Source organism: Nonomuraea sp. NPDC049400, from assembly GCF_044466425.1.
Taxonomy (GTDB): Bacteria; Actinomycetota; Actinomycetes; order Streptosporangiales; family Streptosporangiaceae; genus Nonomuraea.
In genome coordinates, this window is the sequence record NZ_JBITMP010000010.1 from 21598 (window position 1) to 42993 (window position 21396).

Annotated in this window: 20 protein-coding genes and 1 pseudogene; 7 read left to right on the forward strand and 14 right to left on the reverse strand. The window is 71.3% G+C overall.

What is annotated here, in order from left to right; translation table 11 throughout:
- Positions 1–62: 62 nt before the first annotated feature.
- The 7 genes and pseudogenes from ACIBVN_RS17080 to ACIBVN_RS17110 form a co-directional block, all read right to left on the reverse strand.
- A pseudogene (locus ACIBVN_RS17080) lies at positions 63–619 on the reverse strand (M55 family metallopeptidase).
- Between the two features lie 113 nt (positions 620–732).
- Positions 733–1302, reverse strand: a complete 570-nt coding sequence (locus ACIBVN_RS17085) for a GNAT family N-acetyltransferase (protein WP_397137262.1) — start codon at positions 1300–1302, stop codon at positions 733–735.
- A 74-nt stretch (positions 1303–1376) separates the two neighbouring features.
- A complete protein-coding gene (locus ACIBVN_RS17090; protein WP_397137264.1) occupies positions 1377–1841 on the reverse strand; it encodes a hypothetical protein in 465 nt (154 codons plus the stop codon).
- Between the two features lie 216 nt (positions 1842–2057).
- The gene (locus tag ACIBVN_RS17095) at positions 2058–3257 is read right to left on the reverse strand and encodes a cytochrome P450 (protein ID WP_397137266.1); all 1200 of its coding nucleotides are present in this window, start codon (positions 3255–3257) and stop codon (positions 2058–2060) included.
- A 93-nt stretch (positions 3258–3350) separates the two neighbouring features.
- Entirely contained in the window at positions 3351–3476 is a 126-nt protein-coding gene (locus ACIBVN_RS17100; protein WP_397137268.1) for a hypothetical protein, read from the reverse strand.
- The gene (locus tag ACIBVN_RS17105; RefSeq protein WP_397137270.1) at positions 3473–3955 is read right to left on the reverse strand and encodes a GbsR/MarR family transcriptional regulator; all 483 of its coding nucleotides are present in this window, start codon (positions 3953–3955) and stop codon (positions 3473–3475) included. The genes ACIBVN_RS17100 and ACIBVN_RS17105 overlap by 4 nt, the downstream gene beginning before the upstream one ends.
- A gap of 121 nt (positions 3956–4076) precedes the next feature.
- Positions 4077–5084 carry a hypothetical protein gene (locus ACIBVN_RS17110; protein WP_397137272.1) on the reverse strand — a complete coding sequence of 336 codons (1008 nt, stop codon included), beginning with the start codon at positions 5082–5084 and terminating at the stop codon, positions 4077–4079.
- Positions 5085–5400: 316 nt separating this feature from the next.
- Here ACIBVN_RS17110 and ACIBVN_RS17115 point away from each other — a divergent pair, with 316 nt between their 5' ends.
- The 3 genes from ACIBVN_RS17115 (at position 5401) to ACIBVN_RS17125 (ending at position 8687) form a co-directional block, all read left to right on the forward strand.
- On the forward strand, positions 5401–6354 hold the full coding sequence (locus ACIBVN_RS17115) for an alpha/beta hydrolase (RefSeq protein ID WP_397137274.1): 954 nt from the start codon (positions 5401–5403) through the stop codon (positions 6352–6354).
- Entirely contained in the window at positions 6344–7459 is a 1116-nt protein-coding gene (locus ACIBVN_RS17120) for an acyltransferase (protein WP_397137276.1), read from the forward strand. Before ACIBVN_RS17115 ends, ACIBVN_RS17120 begins: the two co-directional genes overlap by 11 nt.
- Before the next feature lie 79 nt (positions 7460–7538).
- On the forward strand, positions 7539–8687 hold the full coding sequence (locus ACIBVN_RS17125) for a YbfB/YjiJ family MFS transporter (RefSeq protein WP_397137278.1): 1149 nt from the start codon (positions 7539–7541) through the stop codon (positions 8685–8687).
- Between the two features lie 284 nt (positions 8688–8971).
- Here the strand turns inward: ACIBVN_RS17125 and ACIBVN_RS17130 are convergent, their stop codons facing one another.
- Positions 8972–11146 (reverse strand): BTAD domain-containing putative transcriptional regulator, encoded by a 2175-nt coding sequence (locus ACIBVN_RS17130; RefSeq protein WP_397137280.1) that lies wholly within the window; start codon positions 11144–11146, stop codon positions 8972–8974.
- A gap of 68 nt (positions 11147–11214) precedes the next feature.
- Between ACIBVN_RS17130 and ACIBVN_RS17135 the strand changes: the two genes are divergently transcribed.
- The 4 genes from ACIBVN_RS17135 (at position 11215) to ACIBVN_RS17150 (ending at position 15421) form a co-directional block, all read left to right on the forward strand.
- Positions 11215–12087, forward strand: coding sequence for an alpha/beta fold hydrolase (locus ACIBVN_RS17135; RefSeq protein ID WP_397137282.1), 873 nt, complete (start codon positions 11215–11217; stop codon positions 12085–12087).
- A gap of 138 nt (positions 12088–12225) precedes the next feature.
- Positions 12226–13647, forward strand: a complete 1422-nt coding sequence (locus tag ACIBVN_RS17140) for a non-reducing end alpha-L-arabinofuranosidase family hydrolase (RefSeq protein ID WP_397137284.1) — start codon at positions 12226–12228, stop codon at positions 13645–13647.
- Between the two features lie 360 nt (positions 13648–14007).
- The gene (locus ACIBVN_RS17145; protein WP_397137286.1) at positions 14008–14868 is read left to right on the forward strand and encodes an SDR family NAD(P)-dependent oxidoreductase; all 861 of its coding nucleotides are present in this window, start codon (positions 14008–14010) and stop codon (positions 14866–14868) included.
- 10 nt (positions 14869–14878) lie between these two features.
- Positions 14879–15421 (forward strand): MerR family transcriptional regulator, encoded by a 543-nt coding sequence (locus tag ACIBVN_RS17150; RefSeq protein WP_397137288.1) that lies wholly within the window; start codon positions 14879–14881, stop codon positions 15419–15421.
- A gap of 153 nt (positions 15422–15574) precedes the next feature.
- Here the strand turns inward: ACIBVN_RS17150 and ACIBVN_RS17155 are convergent, their stop codons facing one another.
- Genes ACIBVN_RS17155 through otnK form a run of 6 tightly spaced genes read right to left on the reverse strand, consistent with a single transcriptional unit; the run spans position 15575 to position 21395 of the window.
- On the reverse strand, positions 15575–16312 hold the full coding sequence (locus ACIBVN_RS17155) for a FadR/GntR family transcriptional regulator (protein ID WP_397137290.1): 738 nt from the start codon (positions 16310–16312) through the stop codon (positions 15575–15577).
- Between the two features lie 22 nt (positions 16313–16334).
- The gene (gene denD / locus ACIBVN_RS17160; RefSeq protein WP_397137292.1) at positions 16335–17351 is read right to left on the reverse strand and encodes a D-erythronate dehydrogenase; all 1017 of its coding nucleotides are present in this window, start codon (positions 17349–17351) and stop codon (positions 16335–16337) included.
- A complete protein-coding gene (otnI, locus tag ACIBVN_RS17165; protein WP_397137294.1) occupies positions 17348–18139 on the reverse strand; it encodes a 2-oxo-tetronate isomerase in 792 nt (263 codons plus the stop codon). Before otnI ends, denD begins: the two co-directional genes overlap by 4 nt.
- 13 nt (positions 18140–18152) lie before the next feature.
- Complete coding sequence (locus ACIBVN_RS17170; RefSeq protein ID WP_397137296.1) at positions 18153–19451, reverse strand: MFS transporter; 1299 nt, start codon at positions 19449–19451, stop codon at positions 18153–18155.
- A gap of 34 nt (positions 19452–19485) precedes the next feature.
- Entirely contained in the window at positions 19486–20130 is a 645-nt protein-coding gene (locus ACIBVN_RS17175) for an aldolase (RefSeq protein WP_397137298.1), read from the reverse strand.
- Positions 20127–21395, reverse strand: a complete 1269-nt coding sequence (gene otnK / locus ACIBVN_RS17180) for a 3-oxo-tetronate kinase (RefSeq protein WP_397137300.1) — start codon at positions 21393–21395, stop codon at positions 20127–20129. The genes ACIBVN_RS17175 and otnK overlap by 4 nt, the downstream gene beginning before the upstream one ends.
- Position 21396: the final 1 nt, after the last annotated feature.

Below are 21396 nucleotides of genomic sequence, written 5' to 3' on the forward strand. Positions count from 1 at the left end.
TCCTCCAGCGTTCCGTGGTCTTGTGGGTGAAGGAGGCGATGGGCAGGTGAGCGTGGCGGCCTTCATCTGCCCTGGTAATGGGCCGGGTTGGTGACCTGCGGGGATCTTTCCTGCGGGGCGCTGACCTGGCCTTTCGGCGATTGGTGGCGTGGGGTGCGACGGCCTTGAGCGGGTGTCTTGCGGACTGTGTGCGGACTGAGGGGCTGCTGACTGGTTCGCTCTGGAACTGCGGAGGCGTCCCACTCCGTCATCTCCGTGCAGGCGCCGTCGTCACCGGTGAGGACCGCCACCGGCACCCGGAGGGCCGTCGCGGTGGCATGGGCCAGGCCGATCTCGCCCACCGGCCGTCCAGCCAGATGTCCTCGTCTCATGATCCATGAAGCTGTGACTCAGTACGCCGAGCGCGCCGGCCCGCGAGTGGTAGCCGACGCAGATCACCGCGTCGTGCTCGGGGACGAGTCCTTCGCGCATGCCCATCTGCTTGGGCTTGCCGCGAATGAGGCGGGCAGCCGGGTGCAGAGCGTCCGGCAGCAGGTTGCGCATGGGGCCGTCCGCGCTCGTAGTCCCGTCCACCGGGTTGGACATCCTGCGCATCCACGAGTCCCGTGACGCCTTCCATGTCCGCGGTGATGTAGATCTGCACTCTGCGTACTCCTCAAGCTTGACCGCTTAGAAGACGCCTGTCGTTCCTCCCACGGTTCCTCCGCCGAGTAACTGAGGAGGCCCACAAGCTCAGACGTCGCGCATCCGTGCGTGGAGGTGACCATCGAGGGGGAAATCCGGCGGTGCTGCCGTCAAGAGCGCGCTCAACTCGTACCTGCACTTCTGCGCGACGCGGCAGGATGCCGTGTTGTCCACCTGGTGCAGGAGTTCGAGACGCTCCAGCCCGTCGTCCGCGAAGGCGGTGAAGGCCCAGTCCGTCAGCGCCAGCAGCGCCCTGGGTGCCACTCCCCGGCCGCGGGCGTGTGCTGCGGTCCAGTAGCCGACCTCTGCCGACGGAGAACCGGGAGTCGGACGTTTGAGGACTACATGGCCCACCAACCGTTCACCATCCCCGGAAGCTCGCGGCTCCACGACGGCGAGCCCGAAACGTTCCCCTGCCTCCCATCCTTCCTGCTGTTCCCGAACCCAGCGTGCCGCGCCGTCCGCGTCGGCAACAGTCGCACTGGTCCAGCGGCGCAGGGCACCGTCCCGGTACAGCTCGACCAGGTCGTCGGCATCCGCCGGATTCCAGGGCCGCAGGAGAAGAGCGGGAGCCGAGGCTGTAGCGCTTGCCCGCAGCCGTACGGTGATCGTGTCCATGACCGGAGCGTACGTGGCTGCGTCGATGTCCGATGCCGTTCCCTGCCCAGCGCCGACGGGGCGGGGGCATCGCGTCACCGAGCTGCTCGCAGGCGAAGTGCGGTGACCGACCAGTCGAGCGCCGGTGTCAGGCTTTCCGGGGCCGGCCAGCCGTTGATCAGGTCGAGCAGGCGGAAGTACCGGTCCCGGCGCGGATCATTCGCGACGGTCAGGCGCTGCAGCAGCCATCGATGCAATTCGCTGTCGTCGGATCGTCCGAGGATGCGGGCGCAGTCTGCGGTGAGCGCTGCGACGACCTGGTCGGACTGGGGCGATTCCGGGGTGATGCCGGATGCGGCAGCCGTTCTCGCGTGGTCTCGCGCAACCGCGACAACGTCCGGGCGCGGCCGCCGGGAGCTGCTGTCGGACAGGTCGGCCGAGTGGTTCTCGGCCCCGCGCCGCACACTGGCGCGGAAGCCCGGGTCCAGAGACAGTTCCGCCAACTCCACCCACGCCTCAAGCTGTTCTTCTGTCGGATTGCCGGGGAGCTCGGGCATCATGGAGCGTCGGACTCCGGCGGGTCTCCTAGAAGACCGAAGTGGCGGCGTGGATGGGGTGATCTTCCACTCGGATCGCGGATGGGCCGGGGCCGGAGGCGCGCTCGGCAACGGAGCCGCTGAGTCGCGGTTTGAGATTTCACCGGTGCTCGGGCGGAACGGCGCCCTGGGTCTCGCCGGCGAGGGCGCCGTTCCCGGCGTGGCTGGGTGCTTCGGGCGTCAGATCAGCGGAAGGCGGCGTACTCCTGTCATGGTCGGCGTGGGCATGAAGTCCACGGGGTGGTCGGGGTCGGTGCGCAGGGGGTTGAACCGGTCGAGCAGGATGTTCAGGGCGACGCGTCCCTCCAGGCGGGCCAGCGGGGCGCCCAGGCAGAAGTGGATGCCGCGGCCGAAGGCGAGATGCGGGTTGGGGTCGCGGCCGGGGTCGAAGACGTCGGGGTTGGGGAACTGCCGGGGATCCCTGTTGGCTTGCCCGAGCCAGGCCATGACCAGCTGATCGGCCGGGATCGTCACGCCGCCGAGTTCGACTTCGCGGGTGGTGGCGCGGCCGAGGGCGGCGAACGGGGTGAACAGGCGCAGGGACTCCTCGATGACCTCCGGGATCGAGGCGCGGTCGGCCCGTACCTTGTCCTGCTGCTCGGGGAAGGCGTCCAGGCACAGCACCGTGTTGCCGAGCAGCATCGTCGTGGTGATGTGGCCGGCGAGCAGCAGGACGATCGCGAAGTTGACCACCTGCTCGTCGGGAAGGCGTTCGCCGTCCACCTCGGCCTCGACCAGCCTGGTGAGCAGGTCGGCGCGTGGTTGCCGTTTGCGTTCCGCGGCGTGGGCGGCGAGGTAGCCGGACATCTCCTTCCACGGTTTCAGCGTGGCCTGCAGCTCGGCGCTCTGTTCTTCGGCGGGCTCGGCGAGTGAGACCTTGGCGTCGCGCTGGAACAGCGCGTCGGCCCACTGCTTGAACAGGGCGCGATCACTGCTGGGCACGCCCAGCAGTTCGGCGATGACGATGACCGGGAGGGGATAGGCCAGATCGGTCACCAGCTCCAGCCGGCCGCGATCTTGTGCTGCGTCGAGCAGTTCGTGGGTGAGGGCGGCGATCCTCGGCTCGAGATCCGCGACGACCTTGCGGGTGAAGGCGCTGCTGACCAGCTTGCGCAGCTTGCCGTGCTCCGGCGGGTCGATCTGGGTGATGAAGCCGTCCAGCGAGAAGTCCTCCTTGGGCGGTTTCAGGCCCTCGGGGACCACGCGCATGGTGTCGGAGGAGAACGTCGCGGGATCGCTCAGGATCTCGTGCAGTTCGGGGTAGCCGTAGACGTTCCACATCCCGGCGCGGGCGTCGTACTCGACCGGCGGGCCCGATCGCGGTCCGTGCAGCCAGAAGTGCTGTTCGGGGATGTTGTACCGCTTGACGATGTCGGTCATCGTCTCTCCCTTGGTCGTGGGCCTGTTGTCGTTGTACGTGAGGCGTTGAGCGAAGGGCGGTGATCCTGGCGTGCGTTCAGGGGAAACGATCGGTCAGCCGCTGCAGCAGGCGGCGCTCCAGTCGTCGAGCTGTCTGGCCCGCAGGTAGAGGGTGCCCAGAAGCGTCCAGGTCACCCCTTCGTCGGTGATGTCGCTGAAGTCCACCTTTCCCGCGTTCATCCACCGCCCCCGTCATCGTCGGCCGGCTTCTCGCGATAGTCCTGCCAGCGCTGGAGGAGCCTTTCCCCGTCGAGTGCGGTGAAGGCGAAGAACTCCCGGGTGTCCTCCAGCCGCGCCCGCTGCTCGGGCCGGTCGTCGCCGACGACCGACAGCCCGAAGTCCAACGTCTCGACGGCCGGCTGGAGTGCGGCCAGCTGGACCCGCATCACCTGCTCCCATCCGCCGTGGATCACCTGGTAATGGTGCTCGCGGCGCGACGTGGGGACGCGCTCGATCATCGATACCGCCTCCAGCTGCCTGGCGATGGTGCTGATCGCGGTCTTGCTCACGCCGAGCTGTGCCGCCAGCTCGGCGAGGGACTGATGCGGCGGGTCGCAGATCAGCAGCCACGCATACAGCCGGCCCATCGTCCGTGTCCCGCCGAACCGCTCCATGACCAGCCCCATCCGGTCGACGAACTCGCTCTCCCGGGGATCCATCTATGCCAACTCCGACAGCATCGTAAAGTACGTACTTTACGAAGTGTACGTCCGCCCCGAGCCTCGAGCAATGCCCGGTGAAATCGGCCTTGCCGGCACTCGATGACCGGCGGGGGAGGGGTCAGGCGGTGAGGTCGGCTTCGATGTGGGTGACGGCGGTCATGGCGCCGTAGGCGAGCAGGTAGACGGTGCAGTGGTCGCTGAGACGCCGGTCGGTGGCGCGCCAGGTGGTGACGTGCTCGTCGGTGATGGCCTCGGGTGCCAGGCCGGCGAGGATCGCGATGCGCGCTCCCGTACATTCGTCCTGCGAGAGGCCGGAGAGGGACCGCTCCAGCCAGTCGCCGGCGGGCAGGCGGCGGCCCCGGTGCTCGGCGATCACCCCCGCGACCACACTCGCGGCCGCGGGGCTGAGCAGGCCGCTGCCCTGCGCGGCGGTGGCGGCGAGTGCGGCGTACGCGGTGCCGATCGGGCCGCCGGCCGCCCACGCCGGGGGCTCGGCGGCGGGCAGGCCGTCGAGCAGGGGAAGGGTGGCGCCGGGGCGCAGGTCCTGGTCGAGGGGGCGCAGGACGGGCGCGCCGTCGAACGGTGGTTCGTCGTCGGGGTCCAGGGTGCCCGGGGTCAGCCCGGCGGGCAGCATGGCGGCGGCCACGCGGTCGACGAAGTGCGTGAACAGGAGCGTGCCGAGGTGTTCCGCGGCCGCCTCGCCGGAGAACGGCGGCTTCAGCGGCTCTCGGGCGGCGACACCGGTGGAGGCGGCCCAGTCCAGCAACGCCGCGAGGGCGGGGTCGGACGGCGCCTCGCCCCGCCTGATGGTGTCGGCCAGCTGCGGCTGCCCGAGCAGCCGCAGCATCGACAGGAACGCCTCGATGTCGTAGTCGAGCCCGTTGGCCTGGGCCGCGCCCAGCGCGACGACGGCTTTCTCCAGCGCAGGGACGTCGCCGGCCAGCTGTGCCTCGCGCATCAGCGACCAGCCGGCGGCCATGAGCTCGGGGGCGGGCGACATCATCATCACGGCCGGGCCGATGCTGCTGAACTCGGCGTTGACCTGCGCGTACACCTCGGCCAGCGGGCCTCGGGCGCGGTGCGGGGGGACAGGCGTGATGTGGCGGATGAGGGCGGCGGACGACATGAGGCGGTGCCTTTCTGCGGGAGTGACGGTGGGCTCTGCGGGGGGTGATGGTGGTTCTCGATCGTCGCCGTGCGGGGGTGGTGGTGTCGTCGTCCCGTCGATGGGTCTGCGCGATACTCCCCCGGGGGTATCGGGCCGTGCGGGTACGGCGCGCGGAGTAGTGGGCGGCGGCGATGTCGGTGCCGGACCGGCCACCGGCGAGTGAAGCTCCCTCGGCATCGGACCACGGTTGTACGACCGCGGTATTCCGGCGCCCCCGCGAATGGGGACGGTGGTCCGATGTGGCGCGGGCACCGCCTGCGGCACCGTCGATCGGGTGATCGACGTCAAAGCGCCCCGTCTGCGCCGCGCCCTGCTCGCCGCGTTCGTCTCCGTCTCGGTGGCGGCGCCGGTGACGGGCGCGGCACGCCCCGCCGCGGTCCCCGCGCCAGTCCCCGCCTCTCTCGCACCGCTGCGGGCCGCGACCTCCGAGGTCCTGGCCGCGCGGTACGCCGCGAGCCGGGACGCCATCCGGGCCGCCCGGCGGATGGCCGCGGACCACGGTGACCTGCGGCGGGCCGCGACGCTGCACGCCATGACCGATCCCGGACGCCGGTTCCTGTCCTTCGACGGCCGCGACGGGGGCCGTGCCGTCGAGGTCTTCGGCGATCTTCCGGCGGCCGAGCGGATCGTGGTGCTGGTCCCCGGCAGCGACACCAGCCTCGACAGGTACGGGCTCCTGCGCGGCGGCGCGCTGAGGCTGTGGCAGGCGCTCGGCGACCGGTCCGCGGTCGTCGCCTGGCTCGGCTACCGCACGCCCACCCTGACGGGCCTGGCGGTGCTGACGTCCGGCCGCGCCGAGGAGGGCGCTCCGGCGTTGCGCGCGTTCGTACGGGAGCTGGGCGCGGCCGAACCCGCCGCCCGCGTCTCCCTGCTGTGCCACTCCTACGGCAGCGTGGTCTGCGGCCTGGCCGCGCCCGGGCTGGACGTCGAGCGGCTCATCCTGATCGCCAGCCCCGGCGTCCCCGTCGAGCACGCCGCCGACCTGCGTACGCGAGCGGCCGTCTGGGCCGCCCGGGCGAGCGGCGACTGGATCGCCCATGTGCCGCACCTCCGGCTCGCCGGCCTCGGGCTCGGCGCCGACCCCGTCTCGCCGGGCTTCGGCGCCCGCGTCTTCGCGGCAGGCGACGGCGGGCACAGCGACTACCTGAAAGCCGGCTCACTGCCGCTGGCGAACATCGCCCGGATCGTGTCAGGACAGGCTCCCGTCGAGGCCCGCAGTGCTGCGTGAGCTCGCCCGCCGCATCGACACGGCGACTCCCTCCGAGCGCGACCGCGGCCTCGACGCGCTGCGTGCCCTGGCCATCGGCGGCGTGGTGCTCGGTCACTGGCTGGTGAGCGCCCTGGTCGCCGACAGCGGCACCGTGTACGTGACCAGCCCGCTGCGGCACATGCCCTACCTCGCCCCCGCCTCGTGGATCTTCCAGACCATGGCCGTCTTCTTCCTCGTGGGCGGGCAGATGGCCGCCACAAGCCACACCCGCGCCCGCGCCCGCGGGCTCACGTACGCGCAGTGGCTCGGCGCCCGCTTGGTCCGCCTGTTCCGGCCGGCCGCCGCCGTGCTGGCGGTGTGGGGCGTGGCGGCGACCGCGATGCTGGCCCTCGGGGCCGACCCGCAGACGGTGAACGCGCTGGCCAAGCTGGTGTGGTCGCCGCTGTGGTTCCTGCTGATCTTCTCGGCGCTGACGGCGGCGACCCCGCTGGTCGCCGCACTCCACCCGGTGTGGCCGCTAGCCACGGTCGCCGTCATCGACCTCGTCAGGTTCGGGATGGGCGGGCCTGACTGGGCCGGCTGGATCAACCTCGCCGCCGGCTGGCTGGTGCCGTACTGCCTGGGCACGGCCTGGGGCCGTGGCTGCCTGCGCAGCCGGGTGACCGGGTGGACGCTGCTGCTCGGCGGCGCCGCGGCCACCGCCGCCCTCGTCCTGTGGGCCGGCTACCCGGCGTCCATGGTGGGCGTGCCCGGCGCCCGCATCTCCAACCAGTCGCCGCCCACCCTCGCAGCCGTCGCCTTCGGCCTCGCCCAGTGCGGGGTGGCGCTGCTGCTGCTCGGGCCGCTGCGCCGGGCGCTTGCCCGCCCCGCCGCCTGGGCGGCCGTGGCCGTGGCCAACCTGTCCGCCATGACGATCTACCTCTGGCATCAGACCGCCATGATCGCGGTCACTGCGCTCGGCCTGCTCGCCGACCGGCCGCTGCCCGGCCTGCACACCGTCCCCGACACCCCTGCCTGGGTGCTCGCCCGGCTGGCCTGGCTGCCGGCGTTCGCACTGGCCCTGCTGGCCTGTTGCGCCGCCTTCCACCCCCACGAACGGCGACAGCCCAGGGCGTCACATTGATCAGAAGATGGTTCCGATCGGTTCGATCAGGTGCTAGTCTGAGGCGAATCGTACCGATCGGTTCTATCTTGGGGGCGGCATGGCGCAGGGCAGCGCGTGGCAGGCGGCGCGGCTGGCGCTCGGCACCGCCTCGGCGCTCGGGCTGGCGCGGTTCGCGTACGGGCTGCTGCTGCCCGCCATGCGCGACGACCTGCACTGGACGCTGGCACAGGCCGGGGCGATGAGCACCGCCAACGGGCTCGGCTACCTCCTCGGCGCCCTGTTGAGCGCGCCCGCCGCCCGCCGCTGGGGGACCGCGGCCGCCTTCCGCTGGGGGATGGCCCTGACCGCCGTGTCGCTGGGCGCCACCGCCGTGGGGGAGGCGTACGCGGCGTTGCTGCTGGCGCGGTTCGCGGCCGGGGTGGCGGGGGCGGTGGTGTTCATCACCGGCGGGGTGATCGCCTCGCGCGTGGCCGCCCGAACCGGCTCCGGCCTGCCCATCACCGTGTTCTTCGCGGGCACCGGGCTGGGCATCGTGCTCAGCGGCGTGTCGGTCCCGGCGGCGGGTGATCACTGGCGGGCAGCCTGGGTCGGGCTCAGCCTCGCGGCGGGGCTGGCGACGCTGGCCTGCTGGAGCGCCGCGCGAGCGGACGAGCCAGCGCGGGCGGCCGCCGTCGGGCGGGCGCGGGTGGGGCCGCTGTGGGGGGTCGCGCTCGCGTACCTGCTGTTCGCCGCCGGGTACATCACCTACATCACGTTCCTGTCGGCGTACCTGGACGAGCGGAACGCCCCCGCCTGGCAGGTGGCGCTCACCTGGGCGGTGCTGGGCGCGGCGGTGGTGGCGGCGCCCGCGCTGTGGAGCCGGCCCATCGGCCGCTGGCCCGGCACGCGGCCGCTGGCCGTGCTGCTCGGCGTGCTGGCGGGCGGGGCGGGCCTGGCTCTGGTGGCACCCGCGCCGCCGCTGATCGTCGCCTCGGCGATCGTGTACGGCGCCACGTTCATGAGCGTTCCCGCGGCCGTCACCGCTCTGATCAAGGCCGGCACGCCGCCCGCCGACTGGACGGCCACGCTGGCGGCCTTCACCACGGTGTTCGCCGCCGGCCAGACCGCCGGTCCGTGGCTCGCCGGCCTGGTCGCCGATCACACCTCGACCGACGCCGTCCTGGCCTGGACCGCGATCCTGTGCGCGGCGGCGGCCCTGATCGCCGCTATCACAGGACGTTCCCGTCCCGTCCCCGTGCCCCGCTGACGATCAACGGGTGCCGGGGAACGACGCGTGACCACCGGCCCAGGGTGTCCTCGCCTCCAGAACGGGTCGCCACGTCACTCCCGGGACGCGGCCGCGACGTAGCGCTGGACGCCCGCGGATTCACGTCGCGACGCCGTGCTGGACGAGGGCGAGGCTGCGTCTCGGTGGTGCGGTCGGCACCACGAGACGTGCCTACGGCTCGCAGGCCCGAAGGTGCGCTCCTCGGCAGCGGATGCGCGCTTGACCTCACCGCTGACGACGTGGATCAACCGCCGTGCCGGATATCAGCTCCGCAGGGCGGCGGCGAGGTCGTCGAGGTAGCGGGAGACCGGTCCCAGGGTGAGCAGGCCGCTGCCCGCCCCGGCCAGCTCCGCCGCCGCCGGCACGAGCGCGGCATGGGCCCGCTCCATCGCCTCCCGGTCGCCCACCGCGACGGCGGCCCGCGCGACCAGGCACCACATGGCCTCCAGCAGCAGGTCACGGGGCGGGTCGGGGATGTGGCGCAGCTTCGCTTCGGCCTCATCGCGGCGGCCCTGGGCGAGCAGCACCACGGGACGTGCCCACGACTCGCAGGGTCCGAAGTCGGCGTCCTCGAAAGCCGATCCGGCTTCAGGAGGCGGAGCCGGCCGGGTGGGGTCGCGCAGGCGCAGACACAGCAGCGCGAGGGGCAACAGCCCGTGCTCCAGCCCCGGCATGCCGGCGCCGTCGAGCCGCGCGGCGGCGGCCCGATAAGCCGACTCGACCTCCTCCACCGGGGCCTGCCCGGTCGCGTCGAGCCGCAGCGCTCGGTACCACTCGGTGAAGACGCCCACCAACGGCAGCTCGTGCCGCTCGGCCAGGCGGTCGGCGGCGCAGGCGTGGGCGTCGGCTCCGGAGAAGTCCGCGAGCGCGCAGCGGGCTTGCAGGCGGATGAGGCGCCCGAGTACCTCGTAGGTGGCCAAGCCGTGCCGCGCCGACAGAGCGACCAGCTCGGCGCCGATCGCATCCCGTCGCGTGGCCAGCCCCGCCCGGTGGAACGTCTGCATGAACACGGCGTTGAGCGCGAACGCCAGCAGCCTCGGATCGTCCAGGCGGCGCGCCAGCCGTTCCGCCTCTCGGGCGGCCTGCGGGCCGCGCGGCGAGTGGGTGCCCCGCGACTCCAGGCCGATTGTGGCCAGCAGCCGCGCCCGCGCCGCATCATGCGCCCCCGCCGGGAGAGCGGTGCGGCTCGCCGGGGGAGCAGGCGCTGCCGCCGGGAGGGCGGCGGCGGTACCGTGCACGTCCGGTGCGAGCGCGGTCAGGGCGCGCTCGGCTGCCGCGATCACGTGCGCCGCCTGGTTCGGGTCGTCGAGGCGGGTCCAGATCGCCGGAACGTCGTAGGCGCCGATGACGCGGGCCGTCAGTTCCGCGTCGCCCAGCTCCTCCGCCGCCGCGATGGCCGCCACCCGGTGCTCGCGAGCCGCCTGAAGGCCGCCGCCCCCGGTCACTGCCAGCCCGCGCATCAGTGCCACCGTCGACTCCAGCCGGGCCCGCGCGCCCGGCGGCGCACTGCGATCGTATGCAGCGGCCGCCCGCGCCCACACAGTCTCCGCCGGACCCGGCCCGGTCGAACCCGGCCCGGTCGAACCCGTCCCGGCCGCACTTGTCTCGGTCGCACCCGTCGCGGCCGCACCCGTCCTGGTCGCGGCCTGGGTGAGGTGGTCGGCGTGGTGGAGGATGTCGCCCTCCAGGCGGCGCAGCGCCGGCCCCGGGTCCACGCCCAGGTGCTCGGCCAGCAGCGTGCGTGCCCGGCGCAGCACGGCGAGCGCGTCGCCCTGGCGGCCGGTACGGTACAGCGCCAGAGCCAGCAGCCGCCAGCCCTCCTCCCGCCACGGATGATCGGCCACGTGCGCGTCCAGATCCGGCACCGCCGCCGCGGCGAGCCCCAGGGCCAGCCGGGCCTCGGCCTGGCGTTCGAGGGCGTGCAGCCGCAGCTCCGTCAGCCGGGAGCGCTCCACACGGGCCCAGGGTTCGTCGGCGAAGTCGGCGTAGGCGGGCCCCCGCCACCACCCCAGCGCCTCCGTCAACCGCTCGAGAACCTCCTCGGGCGGTCCCGCGGCGGCCACCGCCTGTTCGAAGCGCCAGGCGTCCACCGCCTGGGTCTCGGCGCGCAACGCGTACCCCGGCCCCTCGGTGACCAGCAGCCGGGACGGGACGCGCGGCGGGCGCTCCGGCTCCAGCGCCCGGCGCAGCGCCGCCACGAACGTGCGCACCGAGCCGACCGCGCCGGCAGGGGGATCCTCCTCCCACAGGTCGGCCACCAGGCGGGCGACCGGGACCATCCGCCGCCGGGCGACGATCAGCCGGGCCAGCACCGCACGATGCCGCGGCCCCTTCAAGCCGATCGAACGCCCGGCGCCGTCCCAGGCCGCCACCGGCCCCAGCACCCCGAACACCACCCGCACGTCCTGGTCACCCCCAGGCCACGGTAGCGCGCTCATCGGATGCTCATTCGCGCCCGGCACGCTGGACGCCGACCCCCAACGATCCCAACGGAAAGAGCGCCATCATGGTCATCGAGGGCTTCACCTACCATCGCGTCCCCGTCGGCGACGGCGTGTCGCTCAGCGCGGCCGTCGCGGGCGAGGGCAGCCCGATCGTGTTGCTGCACGGTTTCCCGCAGACCCACCTCATGTGGCGGCACGTCGCCTCCGAGCTGGCGGCGGACCACACCGTCATCTGCCCCGACCTGCGCGGGTACGGCGCCAGCGACAAACCGGCCGAGACCGGTCCAGGCACCTACGCCAAGCGCACCATGGCCGCCGACATCCTCGCCCTGGCCCGCGCGCTGGGCCACGAGCGCTTCGCCCTGGCCGGGCACGACCGCGGCGCCCTGGTCGCCTTCCGTGCCGCGCTCGACCACCCCGCGGCGGTCACCCACCTGGCCTGCCTGGACGTGCTGCCCACCCTGGACATGTGGGGGGCGATGCGCGGCGCCGCCGCGGCCGTCGGATTCCACCTCTACCTCATGGCCCAGCCGCCCGGCCTGCCCGAGCGGCTGATCGGGGCGGACCCGGACGCCTTCTTCGGCCACTTCCTCGACGCCTGGACCGGCGACCCGCAGGCGATCCCCGCCGGCGTCCGCGCCGCGTACCTGGAGGCCTGCCGCCACGCGATCCCCTCGATCGTCGCCGACTACCGCGCCTCGGCCGGCATCGACATCAAGCACGATCAGGCCGACCGGGACGCCGCGAATCGCCTGCGGATGCCGGTGACGGTGCTCCAGCAGGACTGGGGAGCCGCCCTCGGCTACGACGCGGCGGCGCTGTGGCGGGACTGGGCCCCCGACCTCCGGCATGTCATCGTCGGCTTCGGCCACTTCATGGCCGAGGAAGCCCCCGCCGACATCGCCAAGGCCCTACGGGAGCTGCTGGAGCGCTGAAAGTTTCACACCGGCACGACCTGCATAAGGCAAGGAAGCAGCGCATGGCAGCGTCGAAATATTTTGGCACATTGTTGACATGTTTCGGCGCTGCTTCCCACACTCGAGGCCTCGGGCGAAGGCCTCTGGGAGGATGCCGTGCACCGCAAACGCCTTCGGTTCTGGATCGTCGCCGCGGCCGCCGCCGTGACGGCCGCGCTCTTGGTCCCGGCCGCACAGGCGGCCCCGGGCTGCCGCGTCACCTACACGATCACCAGCCAATGGCAGAGCGGCTACGGCGCCAGTGTCAGCGTTACCAACCTCGGCGATCCGGTCACGAGCTGGCGGCTGACCTGGACGTTCACCGCCGGGCAGACGATCACCCAGCTGTGGGGCGGCACCCACACGCAGGCGGGTTCCAAGGTCACCGTCGACAACGCCGCCTACAACGGCTCGCTGGCCACCGGCGCCAGCGCCACGTTCGGCTTCAACGGCTCGTGGAACAACGCCGCCAACCCGGTGCCCACCGACTTCGCCGTGAACGGGACCGCCTGCACCGGCGCCGCCCCGACCACCAGCCCGACAGTGACCCCGACGGTCACGCCCACCGGCGGCACGGGCACCCTGCCCGCCAGCTTCCGCTGGCGCTCCGGTCCCGCGCTGATCGGCCCCAAGTCGGACGCGAGCCACAGCCTCGCCGCCGTCAAGGACCCGTCGGTGGTCTACTACAACGGCCGCTGGCACGTCTTCGCCAGCACCGCCAGCACGGCGGGCGGCTACAACCTGGTCTACCTGAACTTCACCGACTGGGCCCAGGCGGGCGCGGCCACCCATCACCATCTCGACCAGAGCGCGATCGGCACCGGCTACCGGGCGGCGCCGCAGGTGTTCTACTTCGCCCCGCAGAACAAGTGGTACCTGGTCTACCAGACCGGCAACGCGTCGTACTCGACCACGACCGACATCACCAACCCCAGGTCGTGGAGCGCGCCCCAGCACTTCTACCCGAGCATGCCGGACATCATCCGCCAGAACATCGGCAACGGCTACTGGGTCGATATGTGGGTCATCTGCGACACGGCGAACTGCTACCTGTTCTCCTCCGACGACAACGGCCACCTCTACCGCTCGCAGACCACGGTGGCGAACTTCCCCAACGGCTTCTCCAACACCGTCATCGCCATGCAGGACAGCAACAAGTACAACCTGTTCGAGGCCTCGAACGTCTACAAGATCAAGGGTACGAACCAGTACCTGCTGCTGGTCGAGGCGATCGGCAGCGACGGGAAGCGTTACTTCCGCTCCTGGACCTCCACCAGCATCACCGGCCCGTGGAACCAGCTGGCCGCCAGCGAGAGCAACCCGTTCGCCCGCGCCAACAACGTCACCTTCGACTCCGGCGCCTGGACCGCGGACATCAGCCACGGCGAGATGATCCGCGACGGCCACGACCAGACGCTGACCATCAGCCCCTGCCAGCTGCGCTACCTCTACCAGGGCAAGGACCCCAACGCCGGAGGCGACTACAACAAGCTGCCGTGGAAGCTGGCCCTGCTCACCCAGTCCAACTCCACCTGCTGACCAGGCCCCGAGGCGCCTGTGTCGCGACGGGCAGCGACACAGGCGTCTCGGCGTCGCCACGCGGTCAGCCACCCGGGGGCGCGGACCCGGAGGCCACCATGTCGTCGAACGCCACCACCGCTCGCCCCGCGGCCGGCCACTCCTCCGGGCGGCGCACAAGCCGGGCACGACCCCTGCCATGCGGACCAGCGTCGCTACCTGGCGCTGCCGCCGTCCAGCCTGAGCCCGTCGTCCGAGGTGCTGCCCGCGCGCTCTGTGCGAGGCCGCCGCCCGGAGCGGAGTGCTTTCCGCTCGTGAGCTTCCGTGTTCGTGTCGCGCCGGTTTGCGTTCGAGCGCGCTCGAAGCCATAGCGTTCCCGCCATGACGACACAGACCTGGATCATCACTGGCGCGTCCCGCGGTTTCGGGCGCGCACTGGCGGAGTCGGCGCTCGCGGCGGGCGACAACGTGGTGGCGGCGGTGCGCCGGCCCGAGAGCCTGGCCGACCTGGAGGCCGAGTACCCGGACAGCTGCCTGCTCGCGGCGTTCGACGCCCGGGACGTCACCAGGGCCGCGGACCTGGTGCGTGACACCCTTGACCGCTTCGGGCAGCTCGACGTGCTCGTCAACAACGCGGGCCGGGCCGTGGTCGGAGCGGTCGAGGAGGTCGGTGACGCGCAGTTGCGTGAGCTGATGGAGCTGCACCTGTTCGGGCCCGCCGCGCTCGTGCGCGCGGCGCTGCCCGCGATGCGCGCGCGGGGCACGGGGACGATCGTGCAGATGAGCAGCCAGGGCGGGCGGATGTCGTTCCCCGGCGTGTCGACGTATTCAGCGTCGAAGTTCGCCCTCGAAGGCTGGTCCGAGGCGCTGGCCGGGGAGGTCGCGCCGTTCGGGATCCGCGTGATGATCGTCGAGCCCAGCCGGTTCCGGACCGACTTCAACGCCGCCGACGTGCTCGAGTTCGCCGAGCCGTCCGAGACCTACCGCGACCTGCTCGCCCGCGTCCGCGCGGACATGGCCGGGGCCGACGGCCGCCAGGAAGGCGACCCGGTGCGGGCGGCCGAGATCATCGTGTCCCTCGCGCACGGTGACGAGGTGCCGCTGCGGCTGCCGCTCGGGCGCGAGGCGGTCGAGCGCATCTCTGGTGCGTACCGGCGGGGCCTGGAGGAGGTCGAACGGTGGGCAGAGAACGCCCGCAGCGCCGACTTCGAGGGCGTCCCTGCGTCGGTCCGGCCGATCTAAGCTGACTGTCATGGCCACCGACGATCTGATGACCAGGGCGCTCGAGACGCTCGGGGACGACGGTCCGCTGTCGGTTGAGGCGATCCACCGCCTCGCCGACCTGGCCGACGTGCCCGAGTCTATGATGATCAATGAGGTCGCCGACCTCCTGGACATCTCGCCGCACACGCTGCGCTACTACGAGCGCGCCGGGCTGGTCGAGGTGGCCCGCGACGGCAACGGCCATCGCGTCTACGACGCCGATGCGGTGCGGCGCCTGGTGTTCCTCACCCGGATGCGGCTGTCCGGCATGCCGATGCGCGACCTGCAGCACTACATCTCGCTCGTCGACGCAGGGGAGCAGACGGTGCCCGAGCGGCTCGACATGCTGCTCGAACATCGCGACACCATCCGCCGCCGGATCCGTGAGCTGACCCTTTCCCTCGCGGCGACCGAGTACAAGATCGCCACGTACGGGGGCTCGACCGGGCCGGACGTCCAGGACCTCGACACCGGCACCGACCGCACGGCGCTGCCGCACGAGCCGCTGCGACGGGCACCACGCGCAGAGTGAGGGACGCCGACGCTTGCCGTACCGCCATCGCGTGACCCGACCCGGCGAGCACAGGACGGAGTGGGAGCTGACCGACACCGTCAGTGGGCAACGACATCCCAGAAGTGATCAGCTCTCCCGCCGACCGGCGTGGAGCGCTGTAGCGAACACTGATCAGGTGTCGCTCAGGTCCACGTCGAGGTCCTCAGTCTCGGTCCAGAACTCCTTGTCCGCGTCCTGGAGCCGGACTGCGGCGTGCGTCATGTGGAGATGTGCGGCGGCGCGTGCCGCCTCGGCATCGCGGGCATCGATGGCGGCCAGAATGGCATGGTGCTCCTGTCGTACCGCCTCGGCGAAGTCCCGTCGCCGCGCCTCGTTCGCGCGCGTGACGCGGATGCCACTGCGTAGCACCTCGCCGAGGTAGCGCACCGTCGCAGCCATCACCGGGTTCCCGGTCGACTCGGCGATCGATCGGTGGAAGGCGAGATCCTCCGTCACTCCGTCGCCGCCGGCCGCGACCGCCGCGTCGATCGCGGCCAGGGCCTGACGGATCCGGGCCAGGTCTGCGGGGGTGGCGCGGATGGCCGCGCGATAGGCCGCCTCGCCCTCTATGGCGTGGCGGACCTCCACGATCTGCAGCACCTTGGACATGGTGTCGCCGACCTCGGCCTCGAGGTCGAGCGGGCGTGTGCGCCGCGGCATGACGAACACGCCGCGGCCTTGACGTGGCTCGACCAGGCCCGCGCTGCGCAGCCTCGACACGGCCTCGCGCACCACCGTGCGGCTGACGCCCAACTGCTTGACCAGCTCAACCTCGGTGGGCAGCTTGTCGCCCTCGGCCAGCCGCCCGGACTCGATCTCTTCCGAGAGCATCGCGGCGACCTGATCCGCGAGCCGAACGGGACTGTTCACCCTGGGAAACATGGCCTCCAGCCTATCGGTGTGGGTCCGGAGGCCCGCCCGCGTAGTTGTCCGCGTACTCCCGCACCACCGATTCGAAGCTCGGATCGGGCTCCAGCCCGAGCCCGGCGGCGCGCGCGTTGTCGAAGACGGCGGGCCATGAGCCCATGATGGCCTCGACGTCATAATCGGGCGCGATCGTCACGAGATCGGCGACGGCGTCGCCGGCCACCCGCCGCAGGGTGGCCAGCATCGTGGCGACCGAGACCGTGAGTGCCGGAAGATTGACCGGCAATGCGCCGTCGAGCCGGCCGGGTCCGGCGCCGCGTTCTGCCTCCGTGACGCGGAGGATTCCCTCGACCGTGCGCCGCGGCGAGGCAAGGGCCACGCGCAGGTCGGGACGGACCGGGCAGATCGCAGGGAGTCCGGCGAGCGGCTCGCGGATGATGCCGGAGAGGAAGCCGGAGGCCGCCGCGTTCGGCTTGCCCGGCCGCACCGACACGGTCATCAGCCGGGCGACGCGTCCGTCGATGAAGCCTCGGCGGGTGTAGTCGGCGATCAGCTGCTCGCAGACCAGCTTCTGTGTCCCGTAGCTCGACCGTGGCGTTGGCAGGGTCGATTCGCTGACCGCCGGCGGCAGCGGCAGTGCCGGGTCGGAACCGTAGACCGCGACGCTGCTGGAGAACGCCATGCGCGGCGTCGGCCCGCCGGCAGCCGACTGTGCCCGGGCAGCTTCGAGCAGCGCGCGGGTGGTGTCGACGTTGGCTCTCATGCCGAGATCGAAGTCGGACTCGCACTCGGCCGAGACTGCGGAGGCGAGGTGGATCAGCGTGTCCACCGATTCGGCGAACACCTCGTCGAGGCGGTCGATCAGGTCGCCCTCCACAATGCTCACAAGTGGGTCGGCGGCCACCGGAGACTCAGGCCGCACGACCCGGTCGGCAAGCACCAATCGGCTGATCGGAGCACCGCGGAAAGTCCGCGTCTCGAGCAGTGCACGGGCAACCTGCTGCCCAAGGAATCCGAAGCCACCCGTGATGACGATTCTCATGCGCTGTGTCCTCGCAAGTCGTTCAGCCAGCCCAGGCCCTCGCTCGTGCCGGAGAGGGGGCGGTACTCGCAGCCGATCCACCCCTCGAAGCCCAACTCGTCGATGATGTCGAACAGGTAGCGGGCGTTGAGCTCGCCCAGATCGGGCTCGTGCCGATCTGGCACGCCCGCGACCTGCAGATGACCGACCCGGCCGGTGGGTATGTCGCGGCGCAGGGTCGCGGTGAGGTCGCCCTCGACGATCTGGCAGTGGTAGAGGTCGAGTTGCACCTTGAGATTGGCAGCTCCCACCTCCTGCACCACGGCGTGGGCATCGGCCTGACTTGTCAGGAAATATCCGGGCATGTCGCGGCTGTTGATCGGCTCGATCATGATCTCGACACCCATTGTGGCGGCCCGTTCGGCGGCCCAGGCGAGGTTGGCCACGTAGGTGCCGCGACACTTGGCCTGCTCCGCCTGTGGCACCAGTCCGGCCATCACGTGCACTCGCGGGCAACCCAGCGCGGCGGCGTACTCCAGAGCCTGGTCGATCCCGGAACGCGCCTCCTGCTCGCGTCCGGGCAGCGCCGCGAGCCCTCGCTCTCCGGACTCCCACGTCCCTGCAGGCGCGTTGAACAGCACCTGCCGTAGACCGTGGTCGTCGAGCAGGCTGCGCAGTACGGCGGCGCTGTACTCATAGGGAAAGAGGTACTCCACGGCCTCGAAGCCGTCGGCTGACGCCGCTGCGAAGCGGTCGAGGAAGTCGTGTTCCGTGTACATCATGGTCAGGTTCGCGGCGAACCTCGGCATGCTGACTCCTGTGTCAGTGGTTGACGACCTGTTTCTTGGTGGTGAGCACCGCTGCGGCGCCGACGATGAGGCAGAGCGCCAGGACGTACATCGGGATGGACGTCGAACCGGTGGCGTCCTTGATCGCTCCGATCATGTAGGGACTGGCGAAGCCGGCGAGATTGCCCACCGAGTTGATCACGGCGAGACCGGCAGCGGCGGCGGTGCCGCTCAGAAACGCGGTGGGGAGCGACCAGAACAGCGGCGCGCAGGTCAGCACCCCGGCCGCGGCGATGGACAGCGCGGCGAGAGACAGCGCTGTCGACCCGGTCCAGCTGGCGGCCAGCGAGAACCCGACGGTGCCCATGAGGGCTGGCACGACCAGGTGCCAGCGGCGCTCGCGGCGCTTGTCCGCCGAACGGCCGAACAGGTTCATCGCGACGAGTGCGGCAACGAACGGCACGGCGCTGAGCACTCCGATCGTGAGGTTGCCCTCGATGCCGGTGGACTTGATGAACGTGGGCATCCAGAAGGTCAGCGCGTACTGGCCCATCACGAAGCAGAAGTAGATGCCGCACATCAGCCATACCTTGGGCTCGCGGAAGCCGTCCCAGGCCCGGCCGTGGACCTCCTGGTGTGCGGTGTCCGCGGCGATCGCCCGCTCGACGACCGTCTTCTCCTCCTCGGTGAGCCATTTCGCGCCGCGCACACTGTTGTCGAGGTAGAACAGCGTGATCACGCCGATGAGCAGCGCGGGGATCGCCTCGAGCAGGAACATCCACTGCCAGCCCTGCCAGCCGTTGACGCCCTGGAACGTGTCCATGATCCAGCCGGAGAGCGGGTTGCCGAAGATACCGGCCACCGGGATCGCCGACATGAACATCGCGATCACCCTGGCGCGACGGTGCGCGGGGAACCAGTAGGTGCAGTAGAGGATCACACCTGGATAGAACCCCGCCTCCGCGGCGCCGAGGAGGAACCTCAGCACGTAGAAGATCGTCTCGTTGGTGACGAACATGAATGACGCTGAGACCAGTCCCCAGCTGATCATGATCCGGGCGATCCAGGTGCGGGCGCCGATGCGTTGCAGCATCAGGTTGGAGGGGACCTCGAAGAAGAAGTAGCCGACGAAGAACAGGCCGGCGCCGAGGCCGTACACCCCCTCGCTGAACCCGAGGTCGTCGGACATCTGCAGCTTCGCGAAGCCGACGTTGACCCGATCCAGATAGGAGACGATGTAGCAGAGGACGAGGAAGGGGATGATGCGCCGGATGACCTTGCGGAAGACGGCGTTCTCACGGGCGACGTCGGCCGCCGTGCTGGAAACGGACATGGCAGATACCTTCTTGCGGCTCAGGGGGGTTGGGTCACCACGCGGCGCCGAATGTGGACGTCAGTTCGCCCAGGGCGTGCGCGGGGAGTGGCTCGGGTCGACGGTCGGTCAGGAGCCAGAGGCGTGCCGTCTCCTCGAGTTCTTCGAGTACGGCGAGTGCGGTGGCCGCGTCCGGACCCCAGACGACAGGGCCGAGCCGATCGAGCAGGACAGCTCTGATCGGCGTGCGGCTCTCGGCGATCCGGGCGGTCACCAGGTCGGCCACGCGGGGGTCACCCGGCCGGTGGTAGGGGATGAGCGGGACGTGCCCGACCTTCATCACGTAGTAGGGGGTGATCGGCGGGAGCACGTCGTCCTGGCTCCACACGCCGGCCAGGGTGAGCGCGACCAGGTGCGTGGAGTGCGTGTGGATGATGAACCGGGCCGTGGGGTCAGCGGCATAGATACGGCGATGCAGCGTCAGTGTCTTGCTGGCGCGGTCGCCCGCGATCTGCGCGCCATCGGCGTCGACCAGCGCGAGGCGGTGGGGTTGCAGGAAGCCCAGGGCGGCGTCCGTGGGAGTGATCAGGTAGCTGTCGCCGACCCTGGTGCTGATGTTGCCGGCGCTGGCATGGACATAGCCTCGGGCGAACAGGCTCGTCCCCACCCGGACGATCTCGTCGCGTGCCTCGTCGATCATGAGGCCTCCTCGAATGCGGCGGTGAAGAAGTCAGGGCTGCCGAAGTTGCCGGACTTGAGCGTGATGTGGAGCGTGTCCCCGTCAGGAAGGGCAGCCGCGCACCACGGCACGCCGGTTTCGATCTGCGGTCCGATCCGAAGCTCGGTGATGCCGAGCGCCTGAACGACGGCTCCAGAAGTCTCCCCGCCTGCGACGACGAGCCGGCGGACACCGCGGTCCACGAGCCCTCGTGCGACACGGGCCAGTGTCCGCTCCACGAGCTCACCGGCCTCCGCGGCGCCGAGCCGTCCCTGGACCGCCCGGACCGTGTCGGGTGCCTCGGTGGAATAGACCAGGACCGGTCCCTCCGCCAGGTGCGACTCGGCGAAGGTCAGTGCCTGGGCCGCAACGTCCTCGCCGGCCGCGATGCGTACCGGGTCCACGTTGAACGCCGGCCGGCCGCCGCGCAGGAACTCCTGGACCTGGTGGTTCGTGGCGTCCGAGACCGATCCGGATACGACGGCCCGGTAGCCGCCGGCCGGTGGCAACTGCTCGGCGGCCCGGGACGGCGTGAGCCCCCAGTTCGCGGGCAGGCCGATCGCCAGGCCCGAGCCGGCGGTCACCAGGCGCAGCCCCTGGACCGCCGCGCCCAGGGTCAGCAGGTCGTCGTTGGAGACGGCGTCGACGATGGCGATTCCGAAACCCTCCTCGCGTAGCTCGTCGATGCGGGCCCGGATCGCCTCGACGCCGCCGGCGACGACCACGTGGTCGATCAGGCCGACCGGCCGCGTGGTCTGCGCGCCGAGGACGGAGACCAGATTGGGGTCGGTCATCGGGGTGAGCGGGTGGTGACGCATGCCGCTCTCGCTGAGCAGCACGTCGCCGACGAAGAGATGTCCCTTGAAGACCGTGCGTCCGTTGTCAGGGAACGCCGGGGTCGCGATCGTGAAGTCGGCGCCCAGCGCGTCCATCAGAGCCTCGGTGACCGGCCCGATGTTGCCGGCGGGCGTCGAGTCGAAGGTGGAGCAGTACTTGAAGTAGATCTGCTCGGCGCCCGCGGACCGCAACCAGGCGAGCGCCCGGAGCGAAGCCTCGACGGCGTCGGCGGCCGGGACGGTCCGCGATTTGAGAGCGATGACCACGGCGTCGGCGTCCACCTGTCCGGCGGCGCCAAGCGGTGGAACGTCGATCAGCTGGACCACGCGCATGCCCGCACGCACCAGGTTGTTTCCCAGGTCTGTCGCACCTGTGAAGTCGTCGGCGATGCACCCGAGCCGGATTCCCATG